At 59.2% G+C, this 14,797-nt stretch carries 13 protein-coding genes, 1 tRNA gene and 1 pseudogene; 4 read left to right on the top strand and 11 right to left on the bottom strand.

The window, feature by feature from the left end:
* Positions 1 to 994 (top strand): fimbrial protein (locus KL786_RS29655; RefSeq protein WP_252193795.1); only part of this gene is annotated, 994 nt, incomplete at its 5' end.
* A gap of 195 nt (positions 995 to 1,189) precedes the next feature.
* Here the strand turns inward: KL786_RS29655 and KL786_RS20410 are convergent.
* Both KL786_RS20410 and KL786_RS20415 read right to left on the bottom strand, forming a co-directional pair.
* Positions 1,190 to 1,315 (bottom strand): annotated as a pseudogene (locus KL786_RS20410) (IS5/IS1182 family transposase); the annotation flags it as partial.
* 65 nt (positions 1,316 to 1,380) lie between these two features.
* On the bottom strand, positions 1,381 to 1,770 hold the full coding sequence (locus KL786_RS20415; RefSeq protein ID WP_215518781.1) for a hypothetical protein: 390 nt from the start codon (positions 1,768 to 1,770) through the stop codon (positions 1,381 to 1,383).
* 297 nt (positions 1,771 to 2,067) lie between these two features.
* Between KL786_RS20415 and KL786_RS20420 the strand changes: the two genes are divergently transcribed.
* Together KL786_RS20420 and KL786_RS20425 are read left to right on the top strand one after the other, a co-directional pair.
* Positions 2,068 to 2,631 carry a hypothetical protein gene (locus tag KL786_RS20420; RefSeq protein ID WP_215518782.1) on the top strand — a complete coding sequence of 188 codons (564 nt, stop codon included), beginning with the start codon at positions 2,068 to 2,070 and terminating at the stop codon, positions 2,629 to 2,631.
* Between the two features lie 24 nt (positions 2,632 to 2,655).
* Positions 2,656 to 3,033, top strand: coding sequence for a hypothetical protein (locus tag KL786_RS20425; RefSeq protein WP_215518783.1), 378 nt, complete (start codon positions 2,656 to 2,658; stop codon positions 3,031 to 3,033).
* Positions 3,034 to 3,164: 131 nt separating this feature from the next.
* Here the strand turns inward: KL786_RS20425 and KL786_RS29660 are convergent, their stop codons facing one another.
* The 3 genes from KL786_RS29660 to ggt form a co-directional block, all read right to left on the bottom strand.
* Complete coding sequence (locus KL786_RS29660; RefSeq protein ID WP_353844678.1) at positions 3,165 to 3,353, bottom strand: phage tail tip fiber protein; 189 nt, start codon at positions 3,351 to 3,353, stop codon at positions 3,165 to 3,167.
* 55 nt (positions 3,354 to 3,408) lie between these two features.
* A tRNA-Cys gene (locus KL786_RS20435) sits at positions 3,409 to 3,482 on the bottom strand.
* Positions 3,483 to 3,710: 228 nt separating this feature from the next.
* Positions 3,711 to 5,435, bottom strand: coding sequence for a gamma-glutamyltransferase (gene ggt / locus KL786_RS20440; protein ID WP_215518784.1), 1,725 nt, complete (start codon positions 5,433 to 5,435; stop codon positions 3,711 to 3,713).
* Between the two features lie 144 nt (positions 5,436 to 5,579).
* On the opposite strand from ggt, the gene KL786_RS20445 reads away from it, so the two are divergent.
* On the top strand, positions 5,580 to 6,866 hold the full coding sequence (locus tag KL786_RS20445) for an MFS transporter (RefSeq protein ID WP_154843467.1): 1,287 nt from the start codon (positions 5,580 to 5,582) through the stop codon (positions 6,864 to 6,866).
* 45 nt (positions 6,867 to 6,911) lie between these two features.
* On the opposite strand, the gene KL786_RS20450 is transcribed toward KL786_RS20445, so the two are convergent.
* From KL786_RS20450 to nosR, 6 genes are all read right to left on the bottom strand, one after another.
* The gene (locus KL786_RS20450; protein WP_252193796.1) at positions 6,912 to 7,415 is read right to left on the bottom strand and encodes a nitrous oxide reductase accessory protein NosL; all 504 of its coding nucleotides are present in this window, start codon (positions 7,413 to 7,415) and stop codon (positions 6,912 to 6,914) included.
* A 25-nt stretch (positions 7,416 to 7,440) separates the two neighbouring features.
* Complete coding sequence (locus KL786_RS20455; protein WP_215518786.1) at positions 7,441 to 8,271, bottom strand: ABC transporter permease; 831 nt, start codon at positions 8,269 to 8,271, stop codon at positions 7,441 to 7,443.
* Positions 8,268 to 9,179 carry an ABC transporter ATP-binding protein gene (locus KL786_RS20460; RefSeq protein WP_215518787.1) on the bottom strand — a complete coding sequence of 304 codons (912 nt, stop codon included), beginning with the start codon at positions 9,177 to 9,179 and terminating at the stop codon, positions 8,268 to 8,270. Before KL786_RS20460 ends, KL786_RS20455 begins: the two co-directional genes overlap by 4 nt.
* The gene (locus tag KL786_RS20465) at positions 9,179 to 10,438 is read right to left on the bottom strand and encodes a nitrous oxide reductase family maturation protein NosD (RefSeq protein WP_252193799.1); all 1,260 of its coding nucleotides are present in this window, start codon (positions 10,436 to 10,438) and stop codon (positions 9,179 to 9,181) included. Before KL786_RS20465 ends, KL786_RS20460 begins: the two co-directional genes overlap by 1 nt.
* 177 nt (positions 10,439 to 10,615) lie before the next feature.
* Positions 10,616 to 12,538 (bottom strand): TAT-dependent nitrous-oxide reductase, encoded by a 1,923-nt coding sequence (nosZ, locus tag KL786_RS20470; RefSeq protein ID WP_215518788.1) that lies wholly within the window; start codon positions 12,536 to 12,538, stop codon positions 10,616 to 10,618.
* A 38-nt stretch (positions 12,539 to 12,576) separates the two neighbouring features.
* On the bottom strand, positions 12,577 to 14,757 hold the full coding sequence (gene nosR / locus KL786_RS20475) for a transcriptional regulator NosR (RefSeq protein WP_215518789.1): 2,181 nt from the start codon (positions 14,755 to 14,757) through the stop codon (positions 12,577 to 12,579).
* Positions 14,758 to 14,797: the final 40 nt, after the last annotated feature.

A 14,797-nucleotide genomic window follows, 5' to 3' on the forward strand; every position in this document is an offset into this window, starting at 1 on the left:
AGCAGCCAGCAGCCAGCAGCCAGCAGCCAGCAGCCAGCAGCCAGCAGCCAGCAGCTCGCGCCTACTAGCACAATTTAATATTGTGGCCGCGATAGCGCTTGCATATTCATCAGGCACATTAGCTGCAAGCTGCCGCTTCAGCTCTGGCTCTCTATTCACAGCAAATTTTGGGAGTACGCTAATTAACTTGACGATCCCTAGGGATGCTCCTATTGGAATGATTGTTTATCAGGAGTCCATCACGGCGCCGCCGAAGGGATTTAGCTGCACTTCAACCCCCTCCTTTATTTTTGCCCTAAACCCAACACTAGGTAACGTCCCAACTGGAAATGTTTTCTCCCTCGGAAAAACAGGACTTTCTCTTAAAGTTAAGTATGAAGACTTCGGCTACCTTTCAGCAAACTATGTCTTGCCGGGGATTGCCTATAACGACCCTGCTCGAAACTATACGATTGAAATAATTAAAACAAGCGAGCAACCAGTAAACAACATCGTTCCTGCTGGTTTATTGGGAACACACCAAATTGGAAACCTAGACATTGTAAAGCTTAATCTAGTGAATCCAATCACTCTGAATTCTTCCTCCTGTCAAACCCCTGAGGTTTCAGTTCGAATGGGCGACGACTATCAACTACAGGAGTTCAGTAAAGTCGGCGACACACCCCGCACGATCAAGTTCAATATTGGGCTCAATCAGTGCCAGACAGGGATTCAAAAGGTTACCTATTCGCTCAAAGCAACCTCTCAAGTAATAGACCAGAAGAATGGAGTCGTGGCACTAAACTCCAGCTCAACAGCAAAAGGACTCGGCTTGAAACTGATGAATGAGGCAGGTCAACCTATCGCCCTGGGTACCACTTACACATTCAACGGGTTCAATACCAGTGGGTCAAGCTTTCAGATACCATTATCTGCTGCTTACTACCGCTTGGCAGACAAACTAGAAGCAGGTACTGCAAACGCATCAGTCACTTTCACAGTGAACTACCTGTAACACACTCACAACCGAGGGATCATACTTCGGCTTAATCCTTGGAATCGAACTACATGAAGAGTTCATCAAGCTGACGCTTGCAGTGATGATGGCGCCAGAATGACAAGCGAGTGGAGCAGAATTACACAGCGATTCTCAATGGGTAGTGGTAAGCAGCAAAAACCAAAACGGCCTGCACGCAATTGCAGTGATCGCCGGCTCGATGAGAGCGATCAAGCCCTTCCACGGTACCACTTGATCCATCTCGATCAAGAACAACGCCTTGCGGGTCTGCTTGCGCTTGCCGGCGTACTCGGCGTCGGCGAAGGTCATCTGCTTCAACGGAAAACTCGGGCAAGCGGATCGACGTATTTCACCAGAGACGGAAAGTTAAATTCAGAGCCTCCTTAGCTTGATCGTAACTTTGTGCAAAAACTTTTGAGTATATGGTAGTTATGAGGTAAATGGTCACCGTAATAAGAGACCACATCTCCAACAACCATAAACGGTGTAAATCCTTCATAACCACCTTCTGCGCCTTTATAATTCACATACCCACAGACTCCTTCATAGCTTTTACCGCTAGCGAAGCGCCCCTTGAACTTGTAAATAGTTTCAAATTTCGCGGAGTCTGGGTCTGATATACGTCTGAGCAGCTTCCTTTTTGCATCGGCGATTTCGGTCTTGCTTGCAATAGAGTGCTCGACTGTGGGGGGAGCGGGTGGCGCTGGAGGAGGGAGAAGTCCGCAACCTGTAAGTGCAAGAGTGAAACCAGCTATGGTTATTTTCTTTAACATTTTCCAAAATCCTTTTTCTAGTGCTTTAGCGCCGAATCAGCATCGTAATGTGCTAATTCGATGTATCGATAGAGATACACAGCACCGCTTTATCGAATCCTGCTTGGGAATCCATACTGCGACAAGAGTCGTGTTTTTTTGTTCCTAGTTAGTTGCCGAAGCGCATGGCCGACTGTATCACGATGGTATTGGCGTAGAAGTCTCTTATGAATAGTACGAATGTGCTAGATGGCCCTTTGCCTCATATCCAGGGTGTGAAGCTATTGTCTTCAAAAATAACGGCAAAGGGCCGCTCCTATGATCGCTTTTACAAGGCATCTCTTGCCTGCCGCATTACTGTGTAGTGCCCTCGCTGCCCAGGCGAGCGAAGTGCTGAAGGGCGACTTCTGGGTCGTTCACTACCAGGGTGCCTTGGGCAAGAATCAGGTGTTCATCGCAGACGGCGACCCCACTCACATCGTCAATCGTCCAGGTGGCGCGAAATCATTGGGTGTATACCAACTTTACGAAGAGCCCGGTAAACCCGATTTCACCTCTTACGATGTCGAAATCGATTGTGCGAAGAACCGCGTGCGAATAATGGGTGCAGCGGATTTCCGCAGCGTGTTCAATGAGTTCCGCAATGCGAAGTACTCCAGCCAATGGCAGAGCAAACCTGACGCCTGGCTGATGCAAAGCCGTGACTTTGTCTGTAAGCCGACTGAACGCCAGGCCAAGAAGATGGAGCACTTGGGTGTGATGCCCGCGTCGCAAATGAGCAAGGCAGGGCCGCACTTCTTCGAGATATTGAACCGCGAGGCCGCCAAGACGGCCATCATGCAGAAGATAGATGAAGGGTTCGCGCAGATGCCTGCCAAGTAACGCGACCTTCAGGGAGAAGACCTTATGAACCGATTGTTTATGTTGGCCCTGCTCGCCACCTTGCTCAGTGGCTGTGCATCATTGTCGGCCAGCAGTGCCTGGAAAGATCGCCCGGCGGGCGAACTGATCGACTTCTTCGGTGTGCCAAGGCAGATCATGGTGGTGCCGGAGGAAGATATGGTAGTGCTTAGGTATGTACGTGACAGTAGCTATGTCTCACGTGAAGCAGCGGGTACTTACACGGGGCCGCAGAACGGGCAACTTGTGCACGCAGAATATTGGGAAGACGTACAGCACTCAGGCAGCTGCGAGATCAATGTGTTTGTCAACAGAGCACGACTGGTGCAGAAGGTGCGTACGAAAGGGCGTTGTGTAGCGGTCGAGATGGCACCAGCAGGGTAGCGCATGGGCCACTGGCGAGAAGAGTGGCGGATCTTCATCCTCACTACGGAAGACGAGCTTCCCTGCCGGAACGTTGGTCTCAAGTAGTGGCCGCCCTTGCGAGTCAACCGCTGGAGACCGTATGTTCATCCCTAGGATGATCTCCTGAATAAGCGCCTTACTGATGATCGCTGTGTTGACACAACCTGATTGTTCTGGACAACAAACATCGGAATGACTATTCCGTCGATCTCGTTCACGACTGCAAATCGCGGCGCGAAGATCAGAAACTCCGACCGCTCACCAGCCTTCAAAATGAAATAGTTTCGGAACTCCAGCACTTTCCCACAGGCAATAAAAAACCCCGTAGACGTTAATCTACGGGGCTTTCAAGAGTGGAGGCCGAGGTCGGAATCGAACCGGCGTAGGCGGATTTGCAATCCGCTGCATAACCATTTTGCTACTCGGCCTCAAACGATCAATGCCAAAACCACCGACATTCACCGCATATAAACTTGAGTGGGCTATGTGAAGCCGCCTCTACTCTATCTCATTGAAAACATTGAAGTTTTTTATGCCTCAGTGCGTTCGATGGCGGCAATTATGTACTGATTTGCCGAGGCTGGCAAGCCCTTGATTTCAAAAAATATTCTTCTGTGCGGCAGGGCCGGGGCCATTCTCCCCTGCCCTGCCTACGCTTAGTAGCCCAGCGACAGCCCGGTATTGCGCCGTGGATCGTTGGCGCCGTAGAAGCGGTTGTTGCCCACGGGCTTGCCGTCCAGGGACGGGGCGCCGACGAGGATGGCGGCCAGGTGGTTGGCGTCTTGGGGGCCGGCGAATTTGTGGCCCCAGCTTTCGAGGATTTTCTGGGTGTCGGGGCTCAGGGCGAAGGTTTCGAGGTTGGTGCTGTCGGGCATCCACTGTTGGTGGAAGCGTGGGGCGTTGACGGCTTCCTGGATGTTCATCTTGTAGTCGATGACGTTGAGGATGGTCAGCAAGGTGGCGGTGATGATGCGGCTGCCGCCCGGTGTGCCGATGACCATCACGGCCTTGCCGTCCTTGGTGACGATGGTCGGGCTCATGGACGACAGTGGCGCCTTGCCTGGGGCGATGGCGTTGGCTTCGCCCTGGACCAGCCCGTACATGTTGGGTACGCCGACCTTGACGGTGAAGTCGTCCATTTCGTCGTTGAGGATCACCCCGGTCTTACTGGCCATGACGCCAGCACCGAACCAGTCGTTGAGGGTGTAGGTCACCGAGACCGCGTTGCCCCATTTGTCGACGATGGAGTAATGGGTGGTGTTGCTGCCTTCATGGGGCGCGACGCCGGGCTTGATGGCCATGGAGTCACCGGCCTTTTGCGGGTCGATGGCGGCGCGCAGTTTGGCGGCGTAGTTCTTGTCCAGCAGGTGTTCAACCGGGTTTTGTACAAAATCCGGGTCGCCCAGGTAGCTGTTGCGATCCACGTAGGCGTGGCGCATGGCTTCGATCTGGTAATGGGTGCCCTGGGCCGAGCCGTAGCCCAGTTCGGCCATCGGGTAGCCTTCGAGGATGTTCATGATCTGGCAAATCACCAGGCCGCCCGAGCTGGGCGGCGGCGCCGAGACCACGTGGTAGCCGCGATAGTCGCACTCGATGGGCGCCAGTTCGCGGGTCTGGTATTTGTCCAGGTCGGCCTGGGCGATGATGCCCTTGCCGGCCTGGCTGGAGTCGACGATGGCCTTGGCCACCCAACCTTTGTAGAAGCCATCGGTGCCCTTGGCGGAGATTTCCCGCAGGGTGCGGGCCAGGTCTTTTTGCACCAGTTTCTGCCCGACCTGCAGTGGCTCACCCTTGTTGAGGAAGATGCCGCGCAGGTCCTGGTCTTTTTTGAACTCTTCGGTAGCGCTGTGCAGCATGTCGATATCGCCCTGGTCGAGGGCAAAGCCGTTTTCTGCAAGTTTGATCGCCGGCGCGATCACTTGGGCGCGCTTGAGGGTGCCGTACTTGCTCAGGGCCAGTTCCATGCCGGAGACGGTGCCGGGTACGCCGACGGCCAGGTGGCCTTTGGCGCTGAGGCCGGGGACGACGTTGCCGTCCTTGTCCAGGTACATGTCGGCGGTGGCCGCCAATGGGGCTTTTTCGCGGAAGTCGAGGAAGGTCTTGCGCCCGTCCGCCAGTTGCACGGTCATGAACCCACCACCGCCGAGGTTGCCCGCTGCCGGGTAGACCACTGCCAAGGCGTACCCCACGGCAACTGCCGCATCCACGGCGTTGCCGCCAGCCTTCAAGACATCGACGCCCACGTGGGTCGCCAGGTGCTGGGCGGTCACCACCATGCCGTTTTCACCGGCCACCGGGGCCTGGGAGGCCGCCTGCACACCGCTGAATGTCAGGACCAGGGCCGTCGCGATCAAGGTTCGGGTAAAGGGTTGGTAGTTCATCCGTGGATACTCTGTTTATTGGAAGCGTTAAACGTAGCTGCTTTCGCACAGCAACCCCAGCCAGGTGGCGCGTTTCAGACAGAGCTTGTCGGTGCCGGAATGCTATATTCGCCCCGCCCTACTCATTGCCCATGAGACACACCGATGCCCACGGTCGCCGACCCAATCCACGCGCTGTACCACAAGATCACCTGGAAACTGATTCCCTTCCTGTGCTTTTGCTACCTGGCTGCCTACCTGGACCGGATCAATATCGGTTTTGCCAAGTTGCAGATGCAAGACCAGTTGCAGTTCAGCGAAACCGCGTTCGGCCTGGGCGCCGGTCTGTTCTTTGTCGGCTATATCCTGTTTGAAGTGCCGAGCAACCTGATCCTGGAACGCGTCGGCGCGCGGATCTGGATCGCCCGCATCATGATCACCTGGGGCCTGCTCTCGGCCTGCACGCTGCTGGTCACCTCGACCACCCAGTTCTATGTGCTTCGGTTTTTGCTGGGTGTCGCCGAGGCAGGATTCCTGCCGGGGGTGTTGTATTACCTGACCACCTGGTTCCCCACCCATCGCCGGGGGCGGGTCATTGCGCTGTTCATGATCGGCCTGCCGCTGTCCAGTGTGATTGGCGGGCCGTTGTCCGGCTGGATCATGAGCCACTTCGACCAGATGGGCGGCCTGCGCGGCTGGCAATGGCTGTTCCTGCTTGAAGCGTTGCCCAGCGTGCTGTTGGGGGTGCTGGCGTTCTGGGCGCTGCCCAATACCTATCACCAGGCCAAATGGTTGTCCGCCGCAGAAAAGACCTTGCTGCAAGAGCAATTGCGCGCCGATGACAGCCACGCCAGCCACAGCCCACGGCGCTTTCGTGATGGGTTCTTTAACCTCAAGGTGTGGATGCTCGGCGGTATCGACTTCTCGATCCTGCTCAGTGCCTATGCCATGGGTTTCTGGATGCCGACCCTGATCCGTAACGCCGGGATCAGCGACACCTTCCATATCGGCCTGCTCACCGCCCTGCCCAGTGTCGCCGCGTTGGCCGGCATGCTGCTGATCGGCGCCAGCTCCGACAAATACCGCGAGCGCCGCTGGCACATTATCGTGCCCTTTCTGGTGGGTGCCGTGGCCATGGCCAGCAGCACCTTCTTCAGTCATAACGTGGTCGCCACCGTGGCCCTGTTTGCCGTGGCTTCGGCGGCGATCCTCGGCGCCGTGCCGGTGTTTTTCAGCCTGCCGGCGACGTTCCTCACCGGCACCGCGGCGGCCACCGGCTTTGCCCTGGCCTGTTCCCTGGCCAATATTGCCGGTTTGGTCAGCAACTCGTTGATGGGCCTGGCAATCGACGTGACCGGCAGCAGCGCCGGGGCGATGTGGTTCTTTGCCGGGAGCCTGGTGCTCAGTTGCTTGCTGGTGATCGCCTTGCCGGCGAAGTTGGTCAACCGGTAGGAGCGCTCCCACATTTGGAATGCGGTGGGTGCAGCTAGCAAACTGTCAATGGCCGCTATGGGACATGCCTGCCGGCTGCTGCAACAGCGCCAGATCTATCTCCTCAAAACGCAGCACTCGCCCGCCGGTATCCGCCGCGACTTTCTGTGCCACCGCCTGCTCGGAAAACGAGGCCAATACCACGCCCATGGCGCCCTTGAGCCCGGTACCGAGCACGTAGTAAGCGGTCTTGGCGTCGATCAGATGGGCATCATCCGGGGTGTCCCAATGGCTGCGCCCCATGTCATGCACGTACAGCTTGGACTGCGTGTGATGATTTTCCGGCTGCAACCACCAGCCGAGCATTTCTGCCGTGGAGCAAAACTTCTTCGCCGCGCCCTGCTCCACCACCTCGCCCTTGGGCCCCGGGAATTCGCTGATCACCATGCCGCACACATGGCACTCATCCGCCGGATGAAACGCCACCGGCCCATCACCTACGCCCGCCGCCACCGGCTTGTCACACCCGACCAACAGCAGGCTCAACAGCAACACCAACCCGATTTTCATGCTCATCTGCTCCACTAATAAAAACTCAGGCTGCGCGCCGCCCAAACAGCCAATAGGCCCAGGCCAGTGGCCCTGCAACCCATGCCGCCAGGCACAGCCACAACATCGCCGCTGGCACCGCCAGGTCGCCGCCCAGGGCCATCACGCCCACCGACGCCGGGCCGGTATCGAAGCCCGACAGGTTGATCAGCCGGTACACATCCGCCGGGTTGAACAGCAATAGCCAGGGCAACAACGTCGGGCTGAACTGACCCTCGCTGAGCACCAGCAGCGCCAGCAATGCCAGGTCGAACACCAGGACAAAAAAGAACCACACGCCCAGGGCCAGCCCGGCCGCCGTGGACTTCTCTGCCGAGACGGCGCTCAACACATACGCCAGCCCCAGAAAGCCCCAGCCGAGCAAGGTCGAGGTCAGCATGAATCGACCAAAGGCCCAGAGCAGCAGGCTGAACTCGACGTCATCCACCAGCAGCGCAATGGCGAGCATGGCGCAGCCGAATCCAATAAAGGTCGCCAGGGCCAGGATCAACCCATGGCCGACGAACTTGCCCAGCAGGATCTGCCCTCGCCCCAGGGGATAAGTAAGCAACAGCAGCAAGGTGCCGCTTTCGTCCTCACCGACAATCGCGTCATAGGCCAGCAACAGCGCAATCAACGGCATGAGGAAGGTCGCCAGGCTGGCCAGGCTGGCGATGGTCGCCGGGATCGAGGTAAAGCCCAGTTGCCCGGACGCCGCCGCGCCCAGCCAGGCAATGCCGATGGCCAGCACCGCAAACAACAGGCTGATCGCTAACAACCAGCGATTGCGCAGGCCGTCGCTGAATTCCTTGCGGGCCATGTTCCAGATCGGCGTCATTGGGCGTACTCCACGGGGCTGTCCATGTAATGGCGGTACAGGTCCTCCAGCGACGGCACGATGATTTCCACATCGCTGGGGCTGTCCTGATCCAGCAACTGACGCAGCAGGTCCAGCTTGTTGCCGTTGAACGCGGCCACTTGCAGGCCTTCCACACCCCAGCGCCGAGTAACGTGGCCAGCCTCGCTCCAGCGTTTTTGCAAGAGCGCCGCACGCTGCAGGCCACTGCTGCGGATCAGGGTCGGCAGCCCGGCTTCTTCACGCAAGGCCGCCAACGTGCCAAGAGCCAGCAATCGGCCCTGGGTGAGGATCGCCGCGCGGTTGATATGCGCCTCCACGCCCGGCAGCACATGGGAGCAAAGGATGATGCTGGTGCCCTGCCCGCGCAGACGGTCGAGCAAGCGATACAAATCCTGGGTGGCGATCGGGTCGAGGCCCACGGTGGGCTCGTCGAGCAACAGCAAGCGTGGTTCGCCAAGCAGGGCCTGGGCCAGCCCGAGGCGCTGGCGCATGCCTTTGGAGTAGGTCTTGACCCGCCGCCGCGCTGCCGCCGTCAGGCCGACGTCTTCCAGCAGGGTCGCGACCTGGCTCATCGGCGCGCCCTTGAGCCGGGCAAAATGCTGCAAGGTCTCCAGGCCGCTGAGTTGCGGGTAAAAGGTCACGTTCTCGGGCAGATACCCAAGCATGCGGCGCATCTGAGGATCGCTGGGCGCGCGGCCAAACACCCGCACCTGGCCGCTGCTTGCCTGCAACAAACCCAGGATCAACTTCATGCTGGTGGTCTTGCCCGCGCCGTTATGACCGAACAGGCCCAGCACCTCTCCCGGCGCCAGGCTCAGGTTCAGGTCATGCAGCACAGTGGCGTGCCCATAACGCTGGGTCACGCCTTGGATTTCGACGACAGGCATCATGCGGGCTCCTTGAGCAGGGATAGCGTGGGGTCTTTCATCAGCGGATGACTGTCCATCACCCCCGGCGACTTGATCACCGGAAACGCCCGCTGCACCCAGCGCAGCAACTCGATGCCGGGGCTGTTCATCAACAGGCGCACTTGGGGGTACAGCCACAGCAGGCGGTCGACGTTATCGTTGGGCTCATAGGCCACATCCCCCAGGCCGTCGTTATTGCGGTCCCAACCCAGGTAGTCGCTCCAGAAGTTACCGCGACCATCCGCCGACCATTCCTGCAAGCGCGTGGCCACGTACTTGACCTGGCGCTGGTTGCCGACAAAGGCGTTGCCCGCAATCCGGTTGTCTTCGGAGCCGGCCGTGAGGTGAATGCCCACCGCACTGCGCCCGAAGTGGTTGTGTTCGATGCTGTTGAACAGCGAGTTGTAGATAAACAGCGCCTTGCCTTCGGCACCGGTGATCATGGTGTCGCCCGTGGTGCCGTCGCGCACATCGTTGACGACGTTGTCGCGCAGGGTGGAATAGGTGATGTAGTTCATCAGGATCCCGTAGTTCTGGTCCTGTTCGGAGCGATTGCCAATCACCGTCAGCTTGCGGCTTTGCATCAGGGCGTAGCCGGTGCGGGTGCGGCGGGTGATGTTGCCCAGCACCTGGTTGTCGTTGGCGAACATGTAGTGGATGCCGTAGCGCAGGTCTTCCAGGGTGTTGCCTTGCAGCAGGTTGCCGTTGGAGGTGTCGATGTAGATGCCATCGCGGGCATCGCGCACCTGGTTGCCAATCACTCGGGCGCCTTTGACCGCATACAGGTGGATGCCATTGCCCCGGTCCTGGGAGCGCATGGCCGGGTCGCCCTGGATCTGGTTGTCGATCACGCTCACATCCACCGTGCCATCGACCCACACACCAAAACCCTGGCCGCGCATGTGGTTGCCCTTGATCACAGCACTGTGGGCCTTAGGCTGGATGAAGATCGCCGCGTTCATCGCGGTGAGGTCATGCCCCCAATCGAGGAAGGTACAGCCCTCGACGGTGACGTCGGGCGCGTTGATCAACAGGCCGTTGCCCAAGCCCTGGCTGTGGATCACCGCACCGGGTTCGCAGGTCAGTTGCAGGGCTTGGTCGATGCTGAAAGAGCCCTGGTAGTCGCCGGCGGGCAGGCGCCAGTGGTGCGGGCCTGCGGCTACTAACGGCAAGTCGGTGATGGGCAGTACAGCGGCACTGGTTGTGGCCGAAGACAGCAGCCACACAAACCCGGTCAATAACGTGAGGGGTCGAGCCACGGAGTATTCCTTTTGATCAAAGCCCAATCTATGGAGCGACACAGATCTAGTGTGGGAGCGGGCTTGCTCGCGAAAGCGGTGGGTCAGTCAAGTAATTCCTGGCCGGCACACCGCCATCGCGAGCAAGCCCGCTCCCACATTGGTGGGCGCTCGCCGTTAGGTCCGCTCGACCAACATCCGCCCGACCATCTCCATATGCAGCGCATGGCAGAACCAGCTGCAGTAGTACCAATGCAGCCCCGGCTTGTCGGCGATGAAGGTGATGGAAGACGTCTGCTGCGGGCTGATTTCCATGCTCACGCCATGGTTGGTCATGACAAAACCGTGGGTCACGTCCTCGATCTGGTCGATATTGGTGATGGTCACGGTGACTTCATCGCCATGCTTGACGGTGAACTCGGTCAGGCCGTAGGTCGGCGCCATGGAGGTCATGTACACCCGCACTTTCTTGCCATCACGGATCACCTTGTTATCGGTCTCCAGCTTGATCCCGTCCTTGGCCGCGATGGCCACGGTTTCGGCAAAGAACGGGTCGTTGCGTTCCCAGATCTTCTTGGTCTTGATCTGGTCACGCCGCGCCATTACGCAGTCGTGGGGTTCGGCGAAGGTCGGACCGTCGTGGACCAGTTTCATTTCATCGCCCGAGATGTCGATCAACTGATCGTTTTCCGGGTGCAACGGGCCGGTGGGCAGGAAGCGGTCCTTGGAGAACTTGCTGAGCACCACCAGCCATTGGCCGTCGGCGTCCCGGGTTTCAGTCAGCGAGGCGTGGTTGTGGCCTGGTTGGTAGTGCACATCGAGCTTCTGCTTGATGTAGTTGACCTTCTCGCCACCGTAGGCGCGGATGGCTTCGGCGATGTTCCACTTCACCACCTGGCTGTCGATAAACAGCGTGGTGTAGGCAAAGCCCCGGCCATCGTAGGTGGTGTGCAACGGCCCCAGGCCCAGTTCCGGCTCGCCGACCACCACGCCGCGCGGGTCCTTGATCTTGTCGCTGAACAGGTCGTCGAGCTTGTCGATGGCGATGATGGTGCAGGTCGGTGACAGCTTGCCGTTGGCGATAAAGTACTTACCGTCCGGCGAGGTGTTGCAGCCGTGGGGGTTCTTCGGCACCGGGATGTAACGGGTGAATTCGCTGTCCTTGCCATCCTCGCCCTTGCGCCCGTCCACCACCGGCACCTTGACGCCATCGAGGTTGATGAACTTGCCGGCCTTGATCGCTGCTTCGATGCGCGGGATGTTGAACACCACTACCCAGTCACGCTCGTTGCGCATCATGCCACCCAGGTCGGACGCCTTCTCCGAGTTGTAGCAGGTGGCCGCGGCGTATTTGCCGGTGTAGTCCATGTCGGCGTTGTCGAGGTTGCCGTCGACGATGACCTGGAAGGCCATTTCCATTTTTTCCGCGTCGATGGCGTTGAACATAGTGAAGCTGTTTTTGTCTTGCAGGTCGAAGGTGTGGCCGTCATTGGGGTGCGGGATGATGAACTCGGCGTTGCAGAACACGTACTTGGTGTACGGCACTTTTTGCAGGCGCAGGCCATGGATCGCCTGGGCGTTGGGCACGGTGACAATCTTGTCGCACTTCATGATGTCCAGGCGGATCCGCGCGACGCGGGTGTTGGCCTTGTCATTGATAAACAGGTATTTGCCGTCATAACGGCCATCGGTGGTGGACAAGTGCGGGTGGTGGCAGTCGCCGTTCTGATACTTGGCGCCCTCGCCGAGGATGCGCTTGCTCTCGTTGGTCAGGCCCCAACCGGTGGCCGAGTCGACGTTGAACACCGGGATGCGCATCAGCTCGCGCATCGACGGCACACCCAGCACTCGTACTTCGCCTTGGTGGCCGCCGCTCCAGAAGCCGTAGTACTGGTCCAGCTCACCCGGCCCCACGTGGATCTTCGACTTGGCTTCCTTGGCCGCCGCCGCAAAGGACTCGCGGGTAAATACCGTGCCACCAAGGGCCGTGGCCCCGGCCAGTACCGCGCCGGTGACTGCGCCAGTGCCAAGGAAACCACGCCGGCTCAGGCCTTCGGGTTCCGGGGTGGCCCCGGCTGTTTTCGATTCGCTGTCGTTCATGATGTGCTCCAGAGGGGAAAAGTGGGTGCCCAAGGCCGTCATTCAGGCACCGCCACCTGCACCACCGGGATCAATTGCCCGGTGGTAGGTGCGGCCTTGTTGCGTTTTTTGCGCTTGTTGATCAGGGGCGGGCATTTGTGGTCGTTGTGCCAGGTCATCTGGCAGTCGAGGCAGTAGTGGCATTCATTGGCGTTGATATGACCGTCGGGGTGGATCGCCTGGATCTCGCACTCCTTGGCGCACAACTGGCACGGATCGCCGCATTCCTTGCGCCGTTTGAGCCAGTCGAACAGGCGGAACTTGCTCGGGATTGCCAGCGCCGCGCCCAGCGGGCAGACATAGCGGCAATAGACCTTGCGCGTGAAGATGTTGATCACCAACAGCGCCAGCGCATAGGCCACGAACCACCACTGGCGGTCGAAATGCAGGGTAATCGCGGTCTTGAATGGCTCCACTTCGGCAAAGCGTTCGGCGGTGGCCATCGACTCCAGGGACAGGCCAAACAGCCCCAGCAGGATCAAATACTTGATCGCCCACAGCCGCTCATGCACGGCAAACGGCAGCTCGAACTGGCGCACCTTGAGCTTGCGTGCCGCCTCGTTGATCAGCTCCTGCAAGGCGCCAAATGGACACAGCCAGCCACAGAACACCCCGCGCCCCCACAGCAGGATGCTCGCGGCGGTAAAGACCCAAAGCATGAAGATCAGCGGGTCGGTGAGGAACAGCTCCCAGCGGAACTGCTGGAACAGCGCATGCACAAAGGTCAGCACATTGACCACCGACAACTGCCCCAGGGCGTACCAACCGATAAACACCACGGTAAACAGCAGATACCCGCGACGCACCCAGTGCAGCAGACGCGGGCGCCGGGCCAGGCTGTCCTGCAGGAATAGAATCACCGTCAACACCGCCAGGGCAGCGCCCAGCACCAATATCTGGAACTGCTTCTGGTACCAGATCGTCAGCCACATCGGCCGGTTGGCTTCGTCGATGGCAGCCTGCTCGGCGGCGGTCGGCAAGGGCCGTTCCAGGTAGGCCTCGGGCATCTGGTAGGGCAATTCAAAGCTGGTGAAGGTGCCGCTGACCGGACCGGTCTGGCGCCGCACCAACAGCTCCAGGGTCCACGCTGAACCCGGATCGAATTTCGCCTGGGGCCGCACGATAAACAGCGACATTTCATCGAACTCGGGCATGCCCTCGGCAAACAGGTCGTACAGCCGCTGGTGGTCCATATCGCGAAAGCTGCTGACATTGCCGAACTGGCGCAACTGCACCCGATCAAAAATCCCACCGCGCACGTAGCCCGAGCCCTTGAATGAAAACAAACCACGCCCCAGCACCGCGATGGCCTGCTCACCCGGCTTGAGGCCCTGCATCAGCACCCGGTATTGCGCCTCGCCCAACAGGTTGCGGCCAATGCTCGGTGCGTTGAGATCAGCGACATACAAGTCGATAAACGTCTCGTCGCCCTGCCCCGGCCCCGCCACCTCGACGCCCTCAGCCTCGGCGCCCTTGAACGCCTCATCCACCTGCCCGCGCGTCAGATGCAGGCGGCGCACTGCGCCATTGCCGGTCAACTGTGCCCAACTGGCGGGTTCGAACAGGTCGCTGCGTACCAGGGCGATTTTCTGCGCAGTGCTGGCCTTGTCCTCGATCAGCTTGAGCGACACCGCCACTTCATGGGCCGCCCGCATGATCACTTCATTGACCACCATCGCCGTCACCGTGGCGCCGGCCACCGCATCCACGGTCACCGCCTGGCTGTCGCTGGAGCGCCCCACCACCACCCGCTGCTTGACGTTGATCCCGCTGTAGCGGGCGGTGAAATCATGCAACTTGGCCTCGGGAATGCCGATCAGCAGAATCGGTTCGTGGTGCTCCAGCACATAGGCATCACGAATCACCCCGGCCAGATCAAGGATCACCTGGGTATTGATCGGCTTGCCGGAATAGGCCGGGATATCCACCACATCCAGGCTCTGGAACACGTAGCCAATGACCACACCTTTGGCCGACAGCGTGCGTACCTTGAACTGGCCTTCGGGGGCGGAAATGGCGTCTGCCTGGGGGAAGATTTTGTCGATGCGCTGCTGCTCGATCGCGCCGTAGGTCTTGGCCTGGGCCGGGCCAGCCAGACTGAACAGCAGTACCAGCACTACCAGCCAGGTGACAGGACTTGCAGCCAGAGTAGCGAGGGTCGAGGGCTTGGGGCGGTTCATGGGCTCACTGACTTCAACGGCCGGAATATGAAGTCGATGG

It is taken from the genome of Pseudomonas sp. TAE6080 (genome assembly GCF_018732265.1).
Lineage (GTDB): Bacteria > Pseudomonadota > Gammaproteobacteria > Pseudomonadales > Pseudomonadaceae > Aquipseudomonas > Aquipseudomonas brenneri.

Bases quoted from the DNA above. Each gene is read 5' to 3' on its own strand.
- nosZ (WP_215518788.1), bottom strand. From the start codon at position 12,538: ATGAACGACAGCGAATCGAAAACAGCCGGGGCCACCCCGGAACCCGAA.
- KL786_RS20460 (WP_215518787.1), bottom strand. From the start codon at position 9,179: ATGCCTGTCGTCGAAATCCAAGGCGTGACCCAGCGTTATGGGCACGCC.
- KL786_RS20420 (WP_215518782.1), top strand. From the start codon at position 2,068: ATGATCGCTTTTACAAGGCATCTCTTGCCTGCCGCATTACTGTGTAGT.
- KL786_RS20450 (WP_252193796.1), bottom strand. From the start codon at position 7,415: ATGAAAATCGGGTTGGTGTTGCTGTTGAGCCTGCTGTTGGTCGGGTGT.
- KL786_RS20455 (WP_215518786.1), bottom strand. From the start codon at position 8,271: ATGACGCCGATCTGGAACATGGCCCGCAAGGAATTCAGCGACGGCCTG.
- KL786_RS20425 (WP_215518783.1), top strand. From the start codon at position 2,656: ATGAACCGATTGTTTATGTTGGCCCTGCTCGCCACCTTGCTCAGTGGC.
- KL786_RS20415 (WP_215518781.1), bottom strand. From the start codon at position 1,770: ATGTTAAAGAAAATAACCATAGCTGGTTTCACTCTTGCACTTACAGGT.
- KL786_RS20445 (WP_154843467.1), top strand. From the start codon at position 5,580: ATGCCCACGGTCGCCGACCCAATCCACGCGCTGTACCACAAGATCACC.
- nosR (WP_215518789.1), bottom strand. From the start codon at position 14,757: ATGAACCGCCCCAAGCCCTCGACCCTCGCTACTCTGGCTGCAAGTCCT.
- ggt (WP_215518784.1), bottom strand. From the start codon at position 5,435: ATGAACTACCAACCCTTTACCCGAACCTTGATCGCGACGGCCCTGGTC.